Source organism: Corynebacterium mendelii (assembly GCF_017307055.1).
Taxonomy (GTDB): Bacteria; Actinomycetota; Actinomycetes; order Mycobacteriales; family Mycobacteriaceae; genus Corynebacterium; species Corynebacterium mendelii.
In genome coordinates, this window is sequence record NZ_JAFLEQ010000008.1 from 283,851 (window position 1) to 301,876 (window position 18,026).

18 protein-coding genes are annotated in these 18,026 nt (G+C 65.0%); 13 read left to right on the forward strand and 5 right to left on the reverse strand.

Annotation, left to right across the window (positions count from 1 at the left end; all coding sequences use genetic code 11):
* The first annotated feature begins 90 nt into the window (after window positions 1-90).
* The 10 genes from JZY06_RS04530 to rfbA all read left to right on the forward strand — a co-directional run bounded on the left by JZY06_RS04530 (window position 91) and on the right by rfbA (window position 9,352).
* Window positions 91-699, forward strand: a complete 609-nt coding sequence (locus tag JZY06_RS04530; RefSeq protein ID WP_207118630.1) for a histidine phosphatase family protein — start codon at window positions 91-93, stop codon at window positions 697-699.
* A 148-nt stretch (window positions 700-847) separates the two neighbouring features.
* Window positions 848-1,477, forward strand: coding sequence for a TlpA disulfide reductase family protein (locus tag JZY06_RS04535; RefSeq protein ID WP_207118632.1), 630 nt, complete (start codon window positions 848-850; stop codon window positions 1,475-1,477).
* Window positions 1,474-2,292, forward strand: a complete 819-nt coding sequence (locus JZY06_RS04540; RefSeq protein ID WP_330617118.1) for a cytochrome c biogenesis CcdA family protein — start codon at window positions 1,474-1,476, stop codon at window positions 2,290-2,292. The genes JZY06_RS04535 and JZY06_RS04540 overlap by 4 nt, the downstream gene beginning before the upstream one ends.
* Window positions 2,293-2,387: 95 nt before the next feature.
* A complete protein-coding gene (locus tag JZY06_RS04545; protein WP_207278742.1) occupies window positions 2,388-3,995 on the forward strand; it encodes a cytochrome c biogenesis protein ResB in 1,608 nt (535 codons plus the stop codon).
* Between the two features lie 123 nt (window positions 3,996-4,118).
* Entirely contained in the window at window positions 4,119-5,111 is a 993-nt protein-coding gene (gene ccsB, locus JZY06_RS04550; protein WP_207118634.1) for a c-type cytochrome biogenesis protein CcsB, read from the forward strand.
* Window positions 5,112-5,250: 139 nt separating this feature from the next.
* On the forward strand, window positions 5,251-5,493 hold the full coding sequence (locus JZY06_RS12200) for a hypothetical protein (protein ID WP_242516652.1): 243 nt from the start codon (window positions 5,251-5,253) through the stop codon (window positions 5,491-5,493).
* A 242-nt stretch (window positions 5,494-5,735) separates the two neighbouring features.
* Window positions 5,736-6,179 (forward strand): hypothetical protein, encoded by a 444-nt coding sequence (locus JZY06_RS04560; RefSeq protein WP_207118635.1) that lies wholly within the window; start codon window positions 5,736-5,738, stop codon window positions 6,177-6,179.
* Window positions 6,180-6,734: 555 nt separating this feature from the next.
* Window positions 6,735-7,757 (forward strand): dTDP-glucose 4,6-dehydratase, encoded by a 1,023-nt coding sequence (gene rfbB / locus JZY06_RS04565; protein ID WP_207118637.1) that lies wholly within the window; start codon window positions 6,735-6,737, stop codon window positions 7,755-7,757.
* A gap of 30 nt (window positions 7,758-7,787) precedes the next feature.
* Entirely contained in the window at window positions 7,788-8,411 is a 624-nt protein-coding gene (gene rfbC, locus JZY06_RS04570) for a dTDP-4-dehydrorhamnose 3,5-epimerase (protein ID WP_207118639.1), read from the forward strand.
* A 68-nt stretch (window positions 8,412-8,479) separates the two neighbouring features.
* Window positions 8,480-9,352: a glucose-1-phosphate thymidylyltransferase RfbA gene (gene rfbA, locus JZY06_RS04575; protein WP_207278743.1), complete on the forward strand. Its 873-nt coding sequence runs from the start codon at window positions 8,480-8,482 to the stop codon at window positions 9,350-9,352.
* Between the two features lie 670 nt (window positions 9,353-10,022).
* Here rfbA and JZY06_RS04580 read toward each other — a convergent pair.
* Entirely contained in the window at window positions 10,023-10,370 is a 348-nt protein-coding gene (locus JZY06_RS04580; protein WP_207118641.1) for an ArsR/SmtB family transcription factor, read from the reverse strand.
* Window positions 10,371-10,483: 113 nt separating this feature from the next.
* A complete protein-coding gene (locus JZY06_RS04585) occupies window positions 10,484-10,843 on the reverse strand; it encodes a hypothetical protein (RefSeq protein WP_207118643.1) in 360 nt (119 codons plus the stop codon).
* Between the two features lie 219 nt (window positions 10,844-11,062).
* Between JZY06_RS04585 and JZY06_RS04590 the strand changes: the two genes are divergently transcribed.
* Window positions 11,063-11,344 (forward strand): DUF4229 domain-containing protein, encoded by a 282-nt coding sequence (locus tag JZY06_RS04590; protein WP_330617119.1) that lies wholly within the window; start codon window positions 11,063-11,065, stop codon window positions 11,342-11,344.
* 48 nt (window positions 11,345-11,392) lie between these two features.
* Here the strand turns inward: JZY06_RS04590 and JZY06_RS04595 are convergent, their stop codons facing one another.
* The 3 genes from JZY06_RS04595 to JZY06_RS04605 all read right to left on the reverse strand — a co-directional run bounded on the left by JZY06_RS04595 (window position 11,393) and on the right by JZY06_RS04605 (window position 14,672).
* Window positions 11,393-12,337: a 1,4-dihydroxy-2-naphthoate polyprenyltransferase gene (locus JZY06_RS04595; RefSeq protein WP_207118649.1), complete on the reverse strand. Its 945-nt coding sequence runs from the start codon at window positions 12,335-12,337 to the stop codon at window positions 11,393-11,395.
* A 63-nt stretch (window positions 12,338-12,400) separates the two neighbouring features.
* A complete protein-coding gene (menE, locus tag JZY06_RS04600; RefSeq protein ID WP_207118651.1) occupies window positions 12,401-13,567 on the reverse strand; it encodes an o-succinylbenzoate--CoA ligase in 1,167 nt (388 codons plus the stop codon).
* A gap of 166 nt (window positions 13,568-13,733) precedes the next feature.
* Complete coding sequence (locus JZY06_RS04605) at window positions 13,734-14,672, reverse strand: 1,4-dihydroxy-2-naphthoyl-CoA synthase (RefSeq protein ID WP_207118653.1); 939 nt, start codon at window positions 14,670-14,672, stop codon at window positions 13,734-13,736.
* 62 nt (window positions 14,673-14,734) lie between these two features.
* On the opposite strand from JZY06_RS04605, the gene JZY06_RS04610 reads away from it, so the two are divergent.
* Together JZY06_RS04610 and menD are read left to right on the forward strand one after the other, a co-directional pair.
* Entirely contained in the window at window positions 14,735-15,769 is a 1,035-nt protein-coding gene (locus JZY06_RS04610; protein ID WP_242516653.1) for an o-succinylbenzoate synthase, read from the forward strand.
* Window positions 15,770-15,843: 74 nt separating this feature from the next.
* Window positions 15,844-17,523, forward strand: a complete 1,680-nt coding sequence (gene menD / locus JZY06_RS04615) for a 2-succinyl-5-enolpyruvyl-6-hydroxy-3-cyclohexene-1-carboxylic-acid synthase (protein ID WP_207278745.1) — start codon at window positions 15,844-15,846, stop codon at window positions 17,521-17,523.
* Window positions 17,524-18,026: the final 503 nt, after the last annotated feature.

Here is an 18,026-nt window from a genome sequence, read left to right on the forward strand (position 1 = left end):
CGTGAGATAGAGTTGTCCGTTACAAGACATCCCGGGGCAAGGGACCCGGGATGGTTGCACACCCGTCCCCACCCGCGGAAAGACCACCACATGTCCACCACCATCGTCCACCTTGTCCGCCACGGTGAGGTGCACAACCCCGACAAGATTCTCTACGGCCGTCTGCCCGGCTACCACCTGTCCAGCAGGGGCGTCAGCCAGGCCGCCCGCACCGCCCGGTCGTTCACCGGCGCCGATGTGACACATCTGGTGTCCTCCCCGCTGCTGAGGGCAAAAGAAACCGCCCAGCCCTTCAGTGAGATCACCGGCCTGGACATCGGCACCGACGACGATCTGGTCGAAGCCGGAAACGATCTGCAGGGCCACCGGATCCGGGGAATGAAAACTGAGCTGTGGAAACCGTCGCTGTGGCCACTGCTGACCAACCCGACCCTGCCCAGCTGGGGGGAGCACTACACCGACATCGCCGAACGCATGATGGCTGCGGTGGAACGTGCCCGGCAGGCCGCCGAGGGCCATGAGGCGATCTGCGTCTCCCACCAGCTGCCGATCGTCATGGTGCAGCGGCTGGTGCGCTGCCTGCCGCTGGCCCACAACCCGGCGCTGCGGGAATGCGATCTGGCCAGTGTCACCTCGCTGGTTTTCCACGACGACCAGATCAGCGACATCTACTACTGCGAACCCGCGCAGCATATCTAGCCGACACACACAAACCACCCCGGGAACAAAAAACCCGTCCCCGCGGCACCGCCGGGCGGCGGGTGGTGCCCGGTGTGCGCTGCGGGATGAGTTTTGCCCCGGCAGCGGAATACCCCCGATGACCCCTAGCAAGGACTGGACAAGGACTATGCGAGATACCCGCCCGTCACTGCGGCTGGCCTGTCTTCTCACCACCTGTGTGATGGCCCTCGGGGCCGCGGCCGCCGGCTGCTCCGGCGGGGATGCCGGCGATGCCGGCGAGCCTGAACCGATCATCAACGAAACATTCACATTCGCCTCCCCGGGTGGGCAACTGGAAATCACCTACCCGGAAGAAGAACGCAAACCGGTGGCCGATTTTTCCGGGCCGTCGCTGATGGAACCGGACACCACCCTGTCGCTGTCCGATTTCGACGGACAGGTGGTGGTGCTCACCGCCTGGGGGCAGTGGTGCGGACCCTGCCGCACCGAGATCGATGACCTGGAAAACATCCAGGAAGAAATCAGCCCCCGCGGAGGCACCGTCCTGGGAATCAACGTGCGCGACGCCAACCAGCAGATCGCCCGCGACTTCATCACCGACAACGGTGCCACCTACCCGTCGATCTGGGATCCGCCGTTCAAAACCGCGGCGGCACTGGGCGGGGTACCCGCCTCGGTGATCCCCACCACGGTGGTGCTTGACCGCGACCACCGGGTGGCGGCGGTATTCCTGCGGGCGATCACCGACCGGGAAGTGCTGGAGGTTGTGGAGCCGCTGCTGGAGGAGAGCCGGTGACCGGCGCCGGACTGCTGTTGGCCGATGGTTCGTTGGGGCAGATACTGTCCAACGCCGTCAGCCAGGGAACACTGATCGCCGGGCTGGCGGCCGCGGCGTGTGCCGGACTGCTGTCTTTCGCCAGCCCCTGCGTGGTGCCGCTGGTCCCCGGCTACCTGTCCTATCTGGCGGGCATTGTCGGCGGGGAAATGGACTACGACAGTGGTCAGCCGCGGGTGGCCCGCCGCCACCGGTGGCGGGTGGCCGGGGCGGCCGCCCTGTTCGTCCTCGGGTTCACCGTGGTCTTTCTGCTGGCCACCGTCACCTTTTTTGGCGCCATCAGCATTATCAACGTCGGGGCCACATTCATGCAGCGGGTCGGCGGGGTGGTCACCATCATCATGGGATTGGCCTTCATGGGGCTGGTGCCGGGATTGAGCAGGGAACACCGGCTGCACCCGAAACGCTGGTCCACCTGGATTGGGGCGCCTTTGCTGGGCGGGGTCTTCGCCCTGGGATGGACCCCCTGCCTGGGGCCGACACTGGCGGCGATCATCTCCGTTGCCGCCGGTACTGAAGGCATGACCGCCCTCAAAGGCGCCATCCTCATCTTCGCCTACTGCATGGGCCTGGGCCTGCCGTTTATCGTGCTGGCACTGGGATCCGCCCGGGCGGTGCGGGCCGTGGGATTTCTGCGCCGCCACACCCGTGCCATCCAACTGATGGGCGGTATCTTGCTGGTGGTCGTCGGTATCGCGCTGCTCACCGGCTACTGGGCGCATTGTGTCGGGGTGCTCCGCGAGTGGAGTTTCTCCTCCGACTACGCCATCGTGTGATCGGCCGCGGGCAGGCCGGCTGGTAGATTTTTTAACCCGTGGCAGCAACCCCTGCCACCAACAGACGACGGAAACCGGACGTGGCAATGAACAGCATGATCACCTACCCGAAGATGGCGTGGCGCTGGCTGACCAGTATGCGCACCGCTTTGGTGCTGCTGTTCCTGCTGGCTGTCGGGGCGGTGCCGGGAGTGCTGCTGCCGCAGCGCAACCTCAACGAGTCGAAAGTCCGCGACTATATCGCCACCGGCGGAAAAACCGCGGAGATTTACGACAAACTGCAGCTTTTCGATGTTTTCAGCTCCCAGTGGTTCACCGCCATCTACGTGCTGCTGTTCATTTCTTTGATCGGCTGTATCCTGCCGCGCACCGTCGACTCGGCGAAAGCGTACAAGAAACAGCCGGTGCGGGCGCCGAAAAACCTGGCCCGGCTGCCGCTGAACGGTCACGGCCACCGGGAACAAAGCCCGGCGGAAATCGAGCAAGAACTCACTGACCTGTTCCGCGGCTGGCGTTTCGCCTCCTACACCGCGGAAGAGGACCGGGCGGGAAAGCGCAGTTTCGCCGCCGAGAAAGGCCTTTCCCGGGAAATCGCCAACCTGGTGTTCCACCTGGGGCTGGTCGGTATTTTGATCACCGTCAGCCTGGGGCGGCTGATCTCCTATGAAGGCCAGGTCATCGTGATCGCCGATACCGATTCCTCCCAGTTCTGCAACACCGCTTTCGCCAACTACGACGACTACCGGTGGGGGGCGCTGGTCGACGGCACCGACCTGGATCCCTTCTGCGTGGACGTGGAAAACTTCACCGCCACCTACCACCCCAATGGCCAGGCCGACGATTTCACCTCCGATATCAGCTACGCGTGGGGGGATGAGATTTTCGCCCCCACCGACACCTGGGACACCTACACCCTGCGGGTCAACCATCCGCTCAGATTGCACGGCAACCGCATCTATCTGCAGGGCCACGGCTTTGCCCCGCAGTTCACCGTCACCTGGCCCAATGGTGAGACCCGCACCCAGATGGTGCAGTTTCGGCCCGACGATTTGACCTATTTCCTTTCCTCCGGGGTGATGCGTTTCGACCCGCCGGCCGGGATGTACCCGGTGTTGTTCGACCGCCGCCAGAACCAGCTGGCCATCCAGGGGCTGTTCGCCCCGACGGCGGTGTTTTCCGGGGAGAACAACGCGATTTTGGCCTCCGGGTTCCCGGCCATGAACAATCCGGCGGTGGCCATCGACATCTACCGCGGCGACACCGGACTTGATTCCGGCCGCGGCCAGTCAGTGTTCACCCTGGACGCCGGGCAGATTCACCGCGGTGAACTGCAGAAAATCGAACGCGTCAACCTGCTGCTCGGCGAGTCGGTGACCCTGGCCGACGGCACGAAAATCACATTCGACGGGGCGAATGAATTCGTCAACCTGCAAATCAGCCACGACCCGACCCAGATCTGGGTGCTGGTGTTCACCATCATCACGCTGGCCGGTCTGGTCGGCAGCCTGATGATCAAACGCCGCCGGATATGGGTGCGCATCAGCCCCGGTGCCACCGGTGGCACCGATATCGACACCGGTGGCCTGGCGCGGACCGACCGGGCCGGGTGGGGCAGCGAATTCCACCGCATCAACCGGCGGATCCTGGCGTTGCCCGACGACGACGATGAGGATGAGGCGGACACCATCCGGTCGGTCGGGTGACAACAACAAGCCCCCGCGGCATTTCGCCCGTGACGGCCGGACCATTAAGCTAGCCGGAGAAACCACCGTCGACAACCACCCCCGGTTGCACGGTTTTGTCCCCGACAGCGGAAAGCCAAGCCTATGCCCGTCGATATGAATCTGGCGTATTTCTCCGACCTCAGCTACCGCAGTGCACTGGTGATCTATGTGTTCGCGCTGGTGCTTTCCGCCGTCTATTACGTCCGGGTCTCCGCCGCCCGCACCACGGCAGACCAGAGGGCCAAACAACCGGCGCTGGTCGGTGCCACCGGCAGTGACGCAACCACAAGCCACAGCAGCGCGGGTTCCGCCGCAGCCGGTACCGCCAAAGCCCGGACAACCGAGAAACTGGGCAATATGGCCCAAACCCTAGTGTGGCTGGCAGTACTCATCCAGGGGGCCTCGGTGGTGCTGCGGGGGCTGGCGACCTCCCGGTTCCCGTGGGGAAACCTTTACGAATACATCTCCCTGACCACATTTTTGGCGATGGTGATCGCCAGTGTGATTCTGGCGAGAAAGAACCTGACAATCATGTGGCCGTGGGTGTTGGTGCCGGTGGTGGCGCTGGTGTTCTACGGCGGGGTGAAACTGTCGGTGGCTGCCGGACCTTTGAACCCGGCACTGAAGTCCTACTGGATTATCGTCCACGTCTCGATCGTGTCGGCCGGCGCCGGAGTCGGTTTGATCTCCGGGGTGGCTTCCCTGATGTATGTGCTGCGCATGCGGCAGACCCCGGGGAAGGAAACCGGTTTTTTCGGTACCATCGCCCGCCCCCTGCCGAGTGCGAAAACACTTGACGCCATCGCCTACAAATGCGCCATCTGGGCGCTGCCGATCTTCGGGCTGGGTATTGTGCTCGGGGCCCTGTGGGCCGAATCGGCCTGGGGTCGGTTCTGGAACTGGGACCCGAAAGAAACCGTCTCGCTGATTACCTGGGTGCTTTATGCCGCCTATCTGCATGCCCGCGCCACCAGCGGCTGGCGGGACCAGAAAGCCGCCTGGATCAATATCCTGGCGTTCGCCACCATGGTGTTCAACCTGTTTTTCATCAACCTGGTGGTACAGGGCCTGCACTCCTACGCCGGGCTGAACTGACACCGACCGGCCGGAACAACCGGAAAAAACAATTTGTGGTACACCGTTGGCGTGCACCTGCTCATCGCCTGTCGGCAGGTGCGCTCCATGGCGTGCTGGTTTCAGCGTGAAGCATGAGCTGAGGTGAGAATACTCAGGCGTGCCGCCCAACATCAGCAGGAAGAACTATCGTCTGGCGGACATGAGCATGCCGCCGGACGAGGCGGTGCCGTACCCGGACCCTGATGAAACCGCCGAAATTATTGAGGACAAGATCGATACGGCTGAACTCGGAACTGTTGTGTGTGTTCGGGAGTGGCGAGGCTCCGACAACGCGGTAGAACAGTATGCTCTCATGCTCAATGTCACCCCAGCGCATGCCGCATATAGCCGATGTAAGTAACTCAAGGGCGAGCTAGCCAACTTCGAGCAGGTGAGACGTACTGACACGTGGCACAGCACTGTGCACAGTCACCAGTATTTCATCGACTGCGAGGATTGTGACCGGCAAGTTCACGAGAAGCTTGCCGGGGGTAGCCAAGAAGAAGAATCGCGCCGTGTTGTTAACGGAACATTCCACAAACACTACCGTCGGATGGTGTACGACCCGTTTGACTACCTAGACCGTTGGGAGGCAGGTAAACCATGAACGAGCAGCAGAAGCAGCACTATCGTGCACGTATGGCGGTTGCAGATTTATTCCGCTCTGTGCTTAACGAGGGTGGTGAGCGTGCTCGCCTAATCGAACGTCTGGGGGTCGAGACCATGCCGGTCATTGTTCCCGCAATGGGTGACACTCTGGCGTCCAATATTCGGAAAGCCGCTAGTCGTCACTTCGAAATGGGCGCGGAACACGTCGTTGTGCCGGTGTGCCTGCCAGTTCACAGCCCCGACGGCATCAAGCTCTGTGTGCTTATCGTTTCGACGCATGACGCTAAGACGTTCTGGCAACTGGATATGAATGAACTTCATGACTGTGTTGAGATGGCACAAGTCGTTGAAGCGCTGGACGCTGACAAGAAATGGGAAGTTGAAGAACTTGACTCCAAGCACCGGCAACAATTGAAGGACTTAGCGGCCTCGTTCTAGTCGACGCCACTCTCAAAGACAATGACCGCCGCCGCGGCGCTCACACATACAGTGCCGGCGGCGGTCATTGTCCCAGGTGGCCAGGCGTCACCAGGGCCGTTAGGACATACATCACAACCACACAAGACAATGCCCCTGCCTACGTTGGGGGTCCCTGTTCTTCCGCTGCGTGGGGTCGGTAAGCACTAGTCTCTAGTTGCTCGTGTTCGGCCGCGGTGACTACGGCGGGCCACGCGGCGCGACCCACAACCTTGCGGTTGTTTTTTGCGCCGGTTGCCATTGGCGCCACACAAGCACCCTGTCTCCGGCCCCGCGCTCAATGTCCCGCCACAGCCGACGCTACTCGGCACGGGTCTCGCCGCTGTGCGGACCCACCGGGTGGCCTGCATGAGAAAAAAGACATATGCCCCGCGCCGACAATGGTCGCTGCCCAGCTATCTCGCGCGGCCACCGGGGTGGTCCTGATTGCCTTGAACGGACCGGCAGTGGTGTTTCTGGTCGCCCAGATACTGGCGGCAGGGCTTGTCGACTGCGCCTGCCTTACAATCGGGGATCATGAGGATTGTTGTCACCGGCGGCGCCGGGTTCATCGGATCGAATTTCGTGCGCTCCACCCTGGCGCAACGCCCCGACGTGCAGGTCACAGTCCTGGATGCACTGACTTATGCCGCCAATCCGGCCAATCTTTCGGGGCTGGCCGACGCTTATCCGGGACGATTCCGGCTGGTCGAGGGTTCCATCACCGATGCCCGGCTGGTCGATGAACTGGTGGCCGGGGCCGACCTGGTGGTGCATTTCGCCGCCGAAAGCCACAACGACAATTCGCTGACCAATCCGCTGGCGTTTATCACCACCAACGTCACCGGAACCGCGGTACTGCTGGAAGCCGCCACCACCCATGGCGCGCATTTCCACCACATCTCCACCGACGAGGTGTTCGGTGACCTGCCGCTGGAATCAACCGAAAAATTCACCCCCTCAACCCCCTACAATCCCTCCAGCCCCTATTCGGCATCCAAAGCTGCCAGCGACCATCTGGTGCGTGCCTGGGTGCGGTCAAAAGGCCTGGATGCCACCATCAGCAACTGCTCCAACAACTACGGCCCCCGCCAGCATCCGGAAAAATTCATTCCCCGGCAGATCACCGGCCTGATCGAAGGCCACAAACCCCGGGTCTATGGGGCGGGGCTGAATGTGCGGGACTGGATTCACGTTGATGACCACAATGCTGCGGTGTGGACCGTGATCGATAAAGGGGAAACCGGGAAAACCTATCTGATCGGTGCGGACGGGGAGAAAACCAACCTGGAGGTGGTCACAGCCCTGCTGGGAATCTTCGGCCACCCCGACAACTGGTTCGTCCACGTCACCGACCGGCCGGGCCACGATCGCCGCTACGCCATCGACGCCTCCTCCATGCGGGCTTTGGGCTGGAGGCCGGTCTACACCGATTTCGCGGCCGGGCTGAAAGCCACCGTCGACTGGTACACACAGCATCCGCAATGGTGGGAAAGCGCCAGACACGACGCGGAGACCCGCTACCGGGACACCGAGAAAGAACTCGGCGGGAACCGGTAACACCCGCCGGGCGGCCAGTACACTGGGGGCATGCTCAAACGCGACGACACCCTCCCGGAGATCCTCGTCAACACCCCGGAGATTCACCCCGATAACCGGGGCAGCTTCACCGAATGGTTCAAAGCCAGTGAGTTCGTTGATCTGGCCGGGCATCCGTTCATGCTGGAACAGGCCAATGTGAGCACCTCGAAAGCCGGGGTGATCAGAGGCCTGCACTTCGCCGAGGTTCCCCCGGGGCAGGCGAAATGGGTGCACTGCGCGGCGGGACGCATCATCGACGTGGCCGTCGATATCCGCACCAGCAGCCCCACCTTCGGCAAACACACCTCCATCGAACTGTCCGCCGATAACCGCCGGTGCGTGTATCTCCCGGACGGTTTCGCCCACGGTTTCGTCGCCCTCACCGATGCCACAGTGGTGTATCTGACCAGCGCCGAATACAATCCGACCGCCGAACACGCCATCAACCCCTTCGACCGCGACCTGGCGGTGGACTGGCCGGTCACAGACCCGATTGTCAGCGACAAAGACGCCGCCGCCGCGTCGTTTGCCGACTACCGGGACAAAAAACTCCTGCCCCGCTACAGCGACTGCATGGACTACCTCGATTTCCTCCGGGGATCGTGGGTGGACGCCGAAGACGAGGCCGACTGAGGAAAAAACGAGAAACTGACAGTGTCCAACAGCGCTGTCCGACCCGCGACCACGCCGTGGAGGCCCATGTGAAAGGCATCATTTTAGCCGGGGGAACCGGAAGCCGACTGCACCCGATCACCCTCGGGGTGAGCAAACAACTGGTGCCCATCTACGACAAGCCGATGATCTACTATCCGCTGTCGACACTGATGCTGGCCGGCATCGACGACATTTTGATCATCACCACGCCTGTTGACCGGCCCCAGTTCGAGCGGCTTCTGGGCGACGGCTCCCAGTTCGGGATTTCCATCAGCTTCACCACCCAGACCAATCCCAACGGGTTGGCGGAAGCCTTTATTCTGGGCCGCGACCACATCGGGCAGGACCCGGTGGCCCTGGTGCTGGGGGACAATATTTTCTACGGCGCAGGCCTGGGTACCCAGCTGCGGCGATTCACCGACCCTGTCGGCGGCATGATTTTCGCCTACTGGGTGGCCGACCCCACCGCCTACGGGGTGGTGGAATTCGACCGGGACGGCACAGCGATCGCCCTGGAGGAAAAACCCGCCCACCCCAGAAGCCACTACGCGGTACCGGGGCTGTATTTCTACGACAACGATGTGGTCGACATCGCCTCATCACTGCAACCGTCGGCCCGTGGCGAGCTGGAGATCACCGATGTCAACAACGCCTATCTTCAGCAGGGCAGACTGACCGTCGAAGTGCTGCCCCGCGGTACCGCCTGGCTGGATACCGGGACGGTGGATCTTCTCATGGCGGCAGGCGATTTCGTCCGCACCATCGAACAGCGCCAGGGGCTGAAAATCGGCTGCCCGGAAGAAGTGGCCTGGCGCATGGGCTTTCTCAGCGACGCCCAGCTGGCAGACAGGGCCGAAAAACTCACCGCCTCCGGCTACGGCGACTACCTGCTGCAGATTCTCTCCAGGGCGCGGCAGTAAAGCCCCACCACCCGGTCTGTGTGCCTGCAGTGAGTGCTCCTCGGCGTGGTGCCACCGCACACAACAGCTCCCGCTCTACCACCGTCACAGGGTTCGTGCGGTAGCCGCAGGCCCGTCCCGGGGCGGGTGCTGATTGCCGTTTTCGGGGGTGGCGTAACAGACGTCTGTTATTTCATGGGGCTGTGGCCTGCAGGTTCATCAACCCGTCCGCTGGTGGGGATATTTTTCGGGGGGTGGGTGTCGCCACGGGAAGGGGAGTCGGTAGTCCGGTGGATCAACGGGCCACCAGTCCGGCGGGCCGGGTCTGTTTTGCCCTGTGGAAGCGGTGGCAGGGGGGCGGGTGTTGGTGGTGGATGTCAGATATGTGTGGACGCGGAGCGGCACATTTTTTGGGACAAAGTCTGTCAACGGTGACGTTGTGCGTGTGGTGTCCGTTGGATCGGTATCCGTGCTGCTGCGCCGGGTTGCCACGGGTGGTGGCCGTTGTTAGTGGGGGTGGAGTAGCAGACGTCTGTTATTTCATGGGGCTGTGGCCTGCGGGTTTATCAAACCGTCCGTTGGTGGGGAGTGTTTTCGGGGGTGGTGCTGGCGGTGGTTCACCGGTGGGAAGGCGGTTTTTAGATGGGGGAGGGCTGTGGCGGCCGGGCCGCCGGCATGTGTGTGCCGGTGGCTAGAGCCTGCTGATCAGGTCATGCACCCGGTAGAAATGGTTGGGGTTGACGCTGTAGTAGGCCCATTTGCCGCGCTGTTCGCGTCGCACCAGATCGACGCGGATGAGTTTTTTCATGTGGTGGGTCACCGTCGGCGGGGACACCCCCAGGGCCTGGCCCAAAGCGAAAGAACAGATGGCGCCGTCGTGTGACTCCGCGACCGTGTAGAGAAGCTTCAGTCGCGTGGGATCGGCGAGAACTTTGAACAGGTCGACCGCCCGATTGCTGACGTCAGAGAGCTTGCATGTGGTTTCCGGGCACTCGGGTCCGGCTGCGTGATTCGGTGCCGCTGGACGCTTGGATGTCATACAGACCATCCTATATTAAGTATGGATAACCTAAAAGCGACTGTGTCATAAACGGATCGGACGCGCCGGCGGCGGCAGTCCCGCGGCACGGTGTGCGGCGGGAGGGGACACACTTACTTCCCGGGGGTGCCGGTGTCCGGGGAGGGATCGCTGCCGTCGGCGTTGCCGTTGCCGTTGGCGTTGCCTTCGCCTGTGTCTGTGCCGTTGGCCTTGCCGTTGTTGTCACCGTCGAGTTTTTTGCGCGCCCGCCGGATGTTGTTTTCCTCTTGTTCGGCGAGGCGTTGTTTCTCACGGCGCTTTTTGAACTGTTCTTTTTCCAGCTGCCACAGGAACTCTTCGTCGTCGTCGGGGCCTTTGATCACCGGGCGGCTGGCGGGGGGAAGCTGGCTTCTGCGCCAGCTGGCGGGGCCGAAGGCCTTCCACACCAAAACAACCGCGGCAATAATCAGCAGCAGCAGTATCACGCGTCCCATGACTGTCACGACCTTTCCGCCGGGGATGTGTGTCGGGAAAATTTTCGCATACCCCGGCCCTGACGCGCACACCCGGCCGGGGTGGGTATGCCCGGCCGGGGTGGGCCGGTGGGTGATTGGGTACTGTGTCTGGGTGTGAGTTCCGAAACGCAAGATGCTTCCGACGTGGGGGATGGGTTGACGGGGAAAACGGCTGAAACACCGCAGCCGGGTAACGGTGTGCGTCACCGTGTCTGGCGTGATGTGGGCCTGTATCTTCTGGCCCGGACCGGCACGTTCATCGCACTGTGGGCGATGATCGCCGGGCTGGCGTGGATGATCGGTGCCCCGGTGCCGCTTCTGATTTCCGCGCTGCTGGCGATTGTGGTGCTGTTTCCCCTGTCGTTTCTGCTGTTTCAGGATCTGCGCGGCAACGTTGTCGCCGGGATGGCCCAGTGGGGCGCGCAGCGTGCGGCGCACCGGCAGTGGGTGCAAAAGGAAATCGAGGGTCGGCAGGACTAAGCCCCGTCTGCTGTGTGCCGGTGACGCGGCGGCGGGAACGGTTGCCCGCTAGGCTATACCGATGAGGATCGCCACGGTGTAGATCAGCATCGCTTTGCCGGCCAAAGACAGCACCGCCACCAGGTCGGTGCCGGTTTTGTTGCCGGTGACCGGGGCGGCTGCGGCAATGCTGACCGGCAGCGCCATAAAACCAATCAGTGCCCCGGTGCCGCTGATCGCGGCCAGCGGGATGGCAACATAGGGCACCACGGTCAGTGCGAGCCACAGCTTCCGGGTGGCTTGATCGCCCAGAATCACCGCCAGGGTGTTTTTCCCGGCCCGGCGGTCGGTGGGGATGTCCCGCAGATTGTTGGCCAGATTGATTGAGGCGCTGAAACAGCCCACCGCCACCGCCAGGGCCACCCCGGTCAAGGTGATGCGGTGGATTTGGGTGTACTGGGTTCCCAGCACCGCCACCAGGCCGAAGAAACAGAACACCGCGACTTCGCCGAATCCGCGGTAGCCGTAGGGGTTGTCCCCGCCGGTGTAGAACCAGGCTGCGGTGATGCACAGCAGACCGACCAGGATCAGCCACGGGCTGGTCATCAGCGCCAGGCCCACCCCGGCTGCGGCCGCCAGGCCGAAAAAGGCGAAAGCGGCCCAGCGCACATAGATCGGATCGGCTGTCCCGGAGCCGGTCAGCCGGCCGGGTCCGGTGCGGTCTTTTCCGTCGGTGCCGCGGATACCGTCGGAGTAGTCGTTGGCGAAATTGACGCCGACCACCAAAGCCCAGGCCACCACCAGTGCCAGGAAAAGCCGTGGCAGCGACAGCATTCCGGTCGCGCGGGCGGCCGCCGCCCCGGCCAGAACCGGTGCCAGGGCGTTGTACCAGGTGTGGGGGCGGGCGGCGGACAACCAGTCCCGCCAGCCGGGCATGGCGCCGGCGGCGGTGCTGTGCGGGGATGCTGAACCGGCGGTGGTGGTCGATGGGGTGGAAGAGACGTCAGGGGCCATACCCCAATTCAACAGCACCGCGGTGGGGTGGTGCCACCCGGGCCGGGTGGCACCACGGTGGTGTCACCGGTTGCCCAACCGGTCGGCGATCCGGGGCCGGTCGGGTTTGCCGGGGCCTGTCAGCGGCAGCGGATCCATTTTCACGATGTCTTTCGGCAGCATCCAGCGGGGGAAATCCTCGAAGGCGGCCACCAGTTCGAAGGGTTTGGCCTCCCCCTGGTAGGCCAGGGACAGCACATTGCCGAAGCGGGGATCCGGCAGTCCCACCACACAGGCGGCCTCCACCCCGTCGATGCGCAGCACCGCGTCCTCGAGCAGTTCGGGATGGATTTTCAGGCCCCCGGTGTCGATGATGGTGTCGAGCCGGCCGTTGATGGCGAGCCGGCCGTCAGGGGTCAATTCCCCGCTGTCACTGGTGGCGAACCAGCCGGGGCGGGCGGTGAAGGCATCGGTGACAGCCGGGGTGAAACGGTAGCCGCGGGCAATGGTCGGCCCGCCCAGATACACCCGGCCGTCAGCATCGACGTCGACGACTGTGCCGGGTAGCGGCCGGCCGTCGTAGACACATCCCCCGGCGGTTTCCGAGGAGCCGTAGGTGGTCACCACCGTCAGTCCCAGCCGCCGGGCGGAGTCCACGACAGCCGGGTCGATGCGTCCCCCGCCGAGCAAAATGGCGTCGAAAATCCGCAGGGCCTCAATGCCGTCGAGATGCTCCAGCAGCTTGGTCAGCTGCAGCGGCACCAGGGAGGTGTACAGCGGGGTGCCCGCCCCGGTGGTGGCCGCCAGTTCCGCGGCGGCCCCGGCGAAAGCGTCGACACTCATACCGCCGGTGACATCGATGGCCAGCGGGGTTGTTCCCGCCACCACGGAGCGCACCAGAATCTGCATCCCGGCAATGTGGTGCAGCGGCAGGGCGGCCAGCCACCGGCCCGGCCCGGGGAGCACCCGGTGGCAGGCCCGGGCGGAGGAAAGCAGATTATCCGCCGTCAGCTGCGCGCCTTTCGGGGTTCCCGTCGACCCGGAGGTCGCCACCACCAGGGCGATATCGTCGTCGATCTCCCGGCCGACACCCTGGGTGGTGATCAGACGGTTGGCCGCGTTGACCGCGTCACGGCCGCCCCGCGCGGGCAGGGGCAGGCAGCATTTCGTGCCCGCCACAACCGCTGTGACCTCATCCATGAGGGCGGGGATCCGGGAAGGGTCGGTGCGCAGCGCTTCCAGCACAGCCATGGTGTGTGTCCTTGTGTTCTTCAGAGCAATCGTTGCCGGTGGTGGTCTTTGTGTCCCCGCCCGCCCGGCCCCGCCCGCCGGTGGCCGGGCAAAGGGAAAGGGGGGCACAAACAGGGGGAAAGGGACAGGAAGGAAAGAAAAAGGGAAAGACGAAGAGATGAACGGATCAGTAGTAGTAGGGGAAACCGGACCAGTCGGGGTCGCGTTTTTCCAGGAAACTGTCGCGGCCTTCCACCGCTTCATCGGTCATGTAGGCCAGCCGGGTGGCTTCCCCGGCGAAAACCTGCTGGCCGACCATCCCGTCGTCGGTGAGGTTGAAGGCGAATTTGAGCATCCGCTGCGCGGTGGGGGATTTCCCGAGGATCATTGTCGCCCATTCGATGCCGGTTGTCTCCAGCTGCGCATGGTCGACGACTTCGTTGACCGCCCCCATGGAAAACATCTGCTCGGCGGTGTAGGTGCGGCCGAGGAAAAAGATTTCCCGGGCGAATTTCTGGCCCACCTGTTTGGCCAGTAGGGCGGAGCCGTAGCCGGCGTCGAAGGAACCGACATCGGCGTCGGTCTGCTTGAAACGGGCGTGCTGTTTCGACGCCAGGGTCAGGTCACAGACCACGTGCAGGGAATGCCCGCCGCCGGCCGCCCAGCCGGGCACCAGGCAGATCACCACTTTCGGCATGGTGCGGATCAGGCGTTGGACCTCCAGGATGTGCAGCCTGCCGCCTTCGGCTTTCTCCCGGTTCTCATCGACTGTGTCGGCGGTCTCCCCGGCCGCGTAGCGGTAGCCCGACCGGCCGCGAATGCGCTGGTCGCCCCCGGAGCAAAACGCCCAGCCGCCGTCTGTGGGGGAGGGGCCGTTGCCGGTGAGCAGCACACAGCCCACATCGGGGCTGCGGCGGGCATGGTCAAGTGCCCGGTAGAGTTCGTCGACGGTGTGCGGGCGGAAAGCGTTGCGGACTTCCGGGCGGTCGAAGGCGATGCGCACGACCCCGGATTGCCGTCCCTGACCTTTCAGACGGTGGTAGGTGATGTCGGTCAAATCGGTGAAACCGTCGACGGCCCGCCACAGGTCCGGGTTGAAGGGGTTGCTGGTTGTGCTGGTGTCCATGGATTGAAAGCCTAGTAACACCCCGCTGCCGGGGGTGGACCAGGCCGGTAGCATCGGTGTCCATGAGCTTTGACATGCTGGGTGTTGACCGGCGGCTGGCCGATGTGGTGCATGGCCTGGATCCGTACGAGCTGGTGGCGGGGGCACATGTGGTGTCGCTGCCGATGCGGGTGAGATTCCGCGGCATCACCACCCGGGAGGCGGTGCTTGTCCGCGGCCCGGCCGGGTGGGGGGAGTTTTCGCCTTTCCCCGAATACCCGCCGGCGGAAGCCGCCGCGTGGCTGGCCAGCGCGGTTGAGGCCGCCTATGTCGGTCTTCCCGAACCGGGGGCCGCAGCGGTACCGGTCAACGGAACAATTCCCGCCGTCGCCGCCGACCGGGTGGCGGCGGTGGTGGAGCGCTGCGGGGAATGCACGACCTTCAAAATCAAGGTCGCGGAGAAAAACCAGAGCCTGGCCGATGACATCGCCCGGGTGGAGAGGGTGCGGCGCCTGCGCCCCGGGGCGGCCATCCGGGTTGACGCCAACGGCGGGTGGACTGTCGCCCAGGCGGTGGATGCAGCCTGCCGGTTGGGGGAGCTGGACTATATCGAGCAGCCCTGTGCCAGTGCCGGTGAGCTGGCGGAAGTCAAACAGCAGCTTCTCCAACGGGGGATCGCGACCCGTATTGCCGCCGACGAGTCGGTGCGCCGCGCCGATGATCCGCTGGCGGTGATTGCCGCGGGGGCCGTTGATGCGGTGGTGCTCAAAGTCGCCCCGCTGGGTGGGGTGCGCCGGATGGTGGCCATCGCGCGGAAAGCACACGCGGCCGGGATGACGGTGACGGTGGCCAGCGCCCTGGATACCGCGGTCGGCATCACCGGCGGGCTGGTGGCCGCCTCACTTCTTCCCGCCCGTGCCGCCGGTGTGGGCACCGGGTGGCTGCTGGCCGATGATGTTGCCCCCGCCCGCGTATCCGCCGGCGGGATGCTTGCCTGCGACACAGCGGAACCCGACCCGGCGGCCCTGGCCCGCTGTGCCGCCCCGCCCGAGCGGCACAAATGGTGGATGAATCATCTCATGGCCAGTGCCCGGGCTTTGCGCGCGGCGCTCGGGTGATCTTTTCGGCCGCCGGTCACCGCCTGCCGCCGGGCGGACACGGTTAGACTGGGGCAATCATGACCGATGAGCATATGCCCTGTCCCTCCGCCGCCGCGGCGCGCCTTCTGGTGGATGAATTCATCCGCTGCGGCATCACCGAATGGATGGTCTGCCCCGGCTCCCGCAGCGCGCCGCTGGCCCTGGCGGTCGCCGCGGCCGAACGCGCCGGACAACTGCGGGTGCACACCCGCGCCGATGAGCGGGCCGCCGCGTTTTGCGCCCTGGGCATCGCCCGGGTCACCGGCCGGCCGGTGCCGGTGGTGGTGACCTCCGGAACAGCCCCGGCGCACTGTCATCCGGCGATGATTGAGGCGCACACCAGCGGCATCCCGCTGCTTGTCGTCTCCGCCGACCGGCCGGCCCGGCTGGTGGGCACCGGGGCCAGCCAAACCATCGACCAGGCCGGTGTGTTCGGCCGTTTCGCCGACTGCATCAGCCTCACCGCCGAGTCACTTGCCGCCGGCGGCGCGCAGGCGGCGCGCGCCGCGGTGCGCCGCGCGCTTGCCGCCGGTCAAGCCCAGATCAACATCGGTTTCGACACCCCGCTGATTGACCGGGGGGAGCCGCCGGCCGGGCAGGCCGTCGCCGACCAGCCGGGGCGGTTGACCATCACCGCGCCGCGCCACGACTGGGGTGGCGCCGAGATCGACATCTCCGGGCGCACCCTGGTCATCGCCGGTGACGCGGCACCGGCTGTTCCCGGGTTGGCCGGGGTGCCCACCATCGCCGAACCGTCGGCCAGCGCCCCGGATCACCCGGTGCACCCCCTGGCCGCCGGATTCATGCTGTCCGGGGTGATCGGCGGTGACGGCCGGTCGGTGCCGATGAAACCGGAGCAGATCATCGTCACCGGGCACCCCACCCTGCACCGGCCGGTGATGGCGCTGCTGGCTGATCCCGATATTGCGGTCACCGTGCTCACCGACCGGGCGCAGCCGACGGATCCGGCCGGGGCGGCGGAGCGGATTGTCAGCCGCATCACCACCCGCGGTGAAGTGCCCGCCGCGTGGCGCACCGCCACCGCGGCGGCCAGCGGCCTGGCCGCCGAGGCGGTGCGCGGGGTGGTTGCCCGCACCGATCTGGGTTTCACCGGCCTGCATGCCGCCGCAGCGGTGGCCGACAGCCTCAACACCGGCGACACCCTGTTCGCCGGGGCCTCCAATCCGGTGCGGGATCTGTCCTGGGTGGGGCTTCCCTTCGAGGGGGTGGCCACCTACGCCCAGCGCGGGGTGGCCGGAATCGACGGCTCCATCGGGCAGGCGGCCGGCATCGCCATGGCCGTCGGGCGGCGTCAACCGGATACCACCACCGCCCCGCGCACCGTGGCGCTGCTGGGGGATGTCACCTTCCTGCACGATATCGGCTCGCTGCTGATTCCCGCTGACGGGCCGGCCCCGGACAATCTGACCATTGTGGTCGCCGACGACCACGGGGGCGGTATTTTCGAATCCCTCGAACCGGGCCGGCCCGGCCTGCGCGACAGTTTCGAGAAATATTTCGCCCTGCCGCACACCGCCGATCTGGTGGCCCTTGCCCGCGGCTTCGGCCACACCGCCTGTGAGGTGGCAAACCTCACCGAGCTTGTGGAGGCACTGATTTCCACCACCGCCACCGGCAGCGGCATCACCGTGATTGTGGCGCGCACTGACAGACACACCAGACCGGAGATCAACCGGGCGATCGCCGCCGCCGTCGGCGCCGCCGACCACTAGATACCGGGGCACCCCCCGCGGGCACCAGCCCGGGGCGGGGGTGTGTGCCCGGGGTGGTGCCCGAAAAATAACAGTGTCCCGCCCGTCGTCGCTTGAGGAGCAGCCAGATGAAACGCATCCACTCCCACGGCGCTTTGGGCTATACCGGCACCACCGTCGGGCAGCGGGTGGCCCGCCGCCTGCGGCAGGCGGTGCTGGTGGTCTGGGCGGCGGCGGTGATCGGCGCCCTGTCGCTGGTGGTCGGGGCGGTGGTCACCGACCGGCAGATCGCCGCCCATCAGGGGCGGGCGGTGGCCACCGTGATGGAGGTCTCCCGGCTGCGGACCATCGCCACCTTCCCCGGCGAGGACGGGCGTATCCACACCCCGCCGGGCGGGCTGTTGTATCCGAAAGGGCTGGGCCCGGGGCAGAAAGTCAGGATCGTCTACGACACCACCAACCCGGACCGGGCGAAAGTCGCCGGGCGCGGCTGGCGGCAGACACTCGGCCCGGCGGCTTCCGCC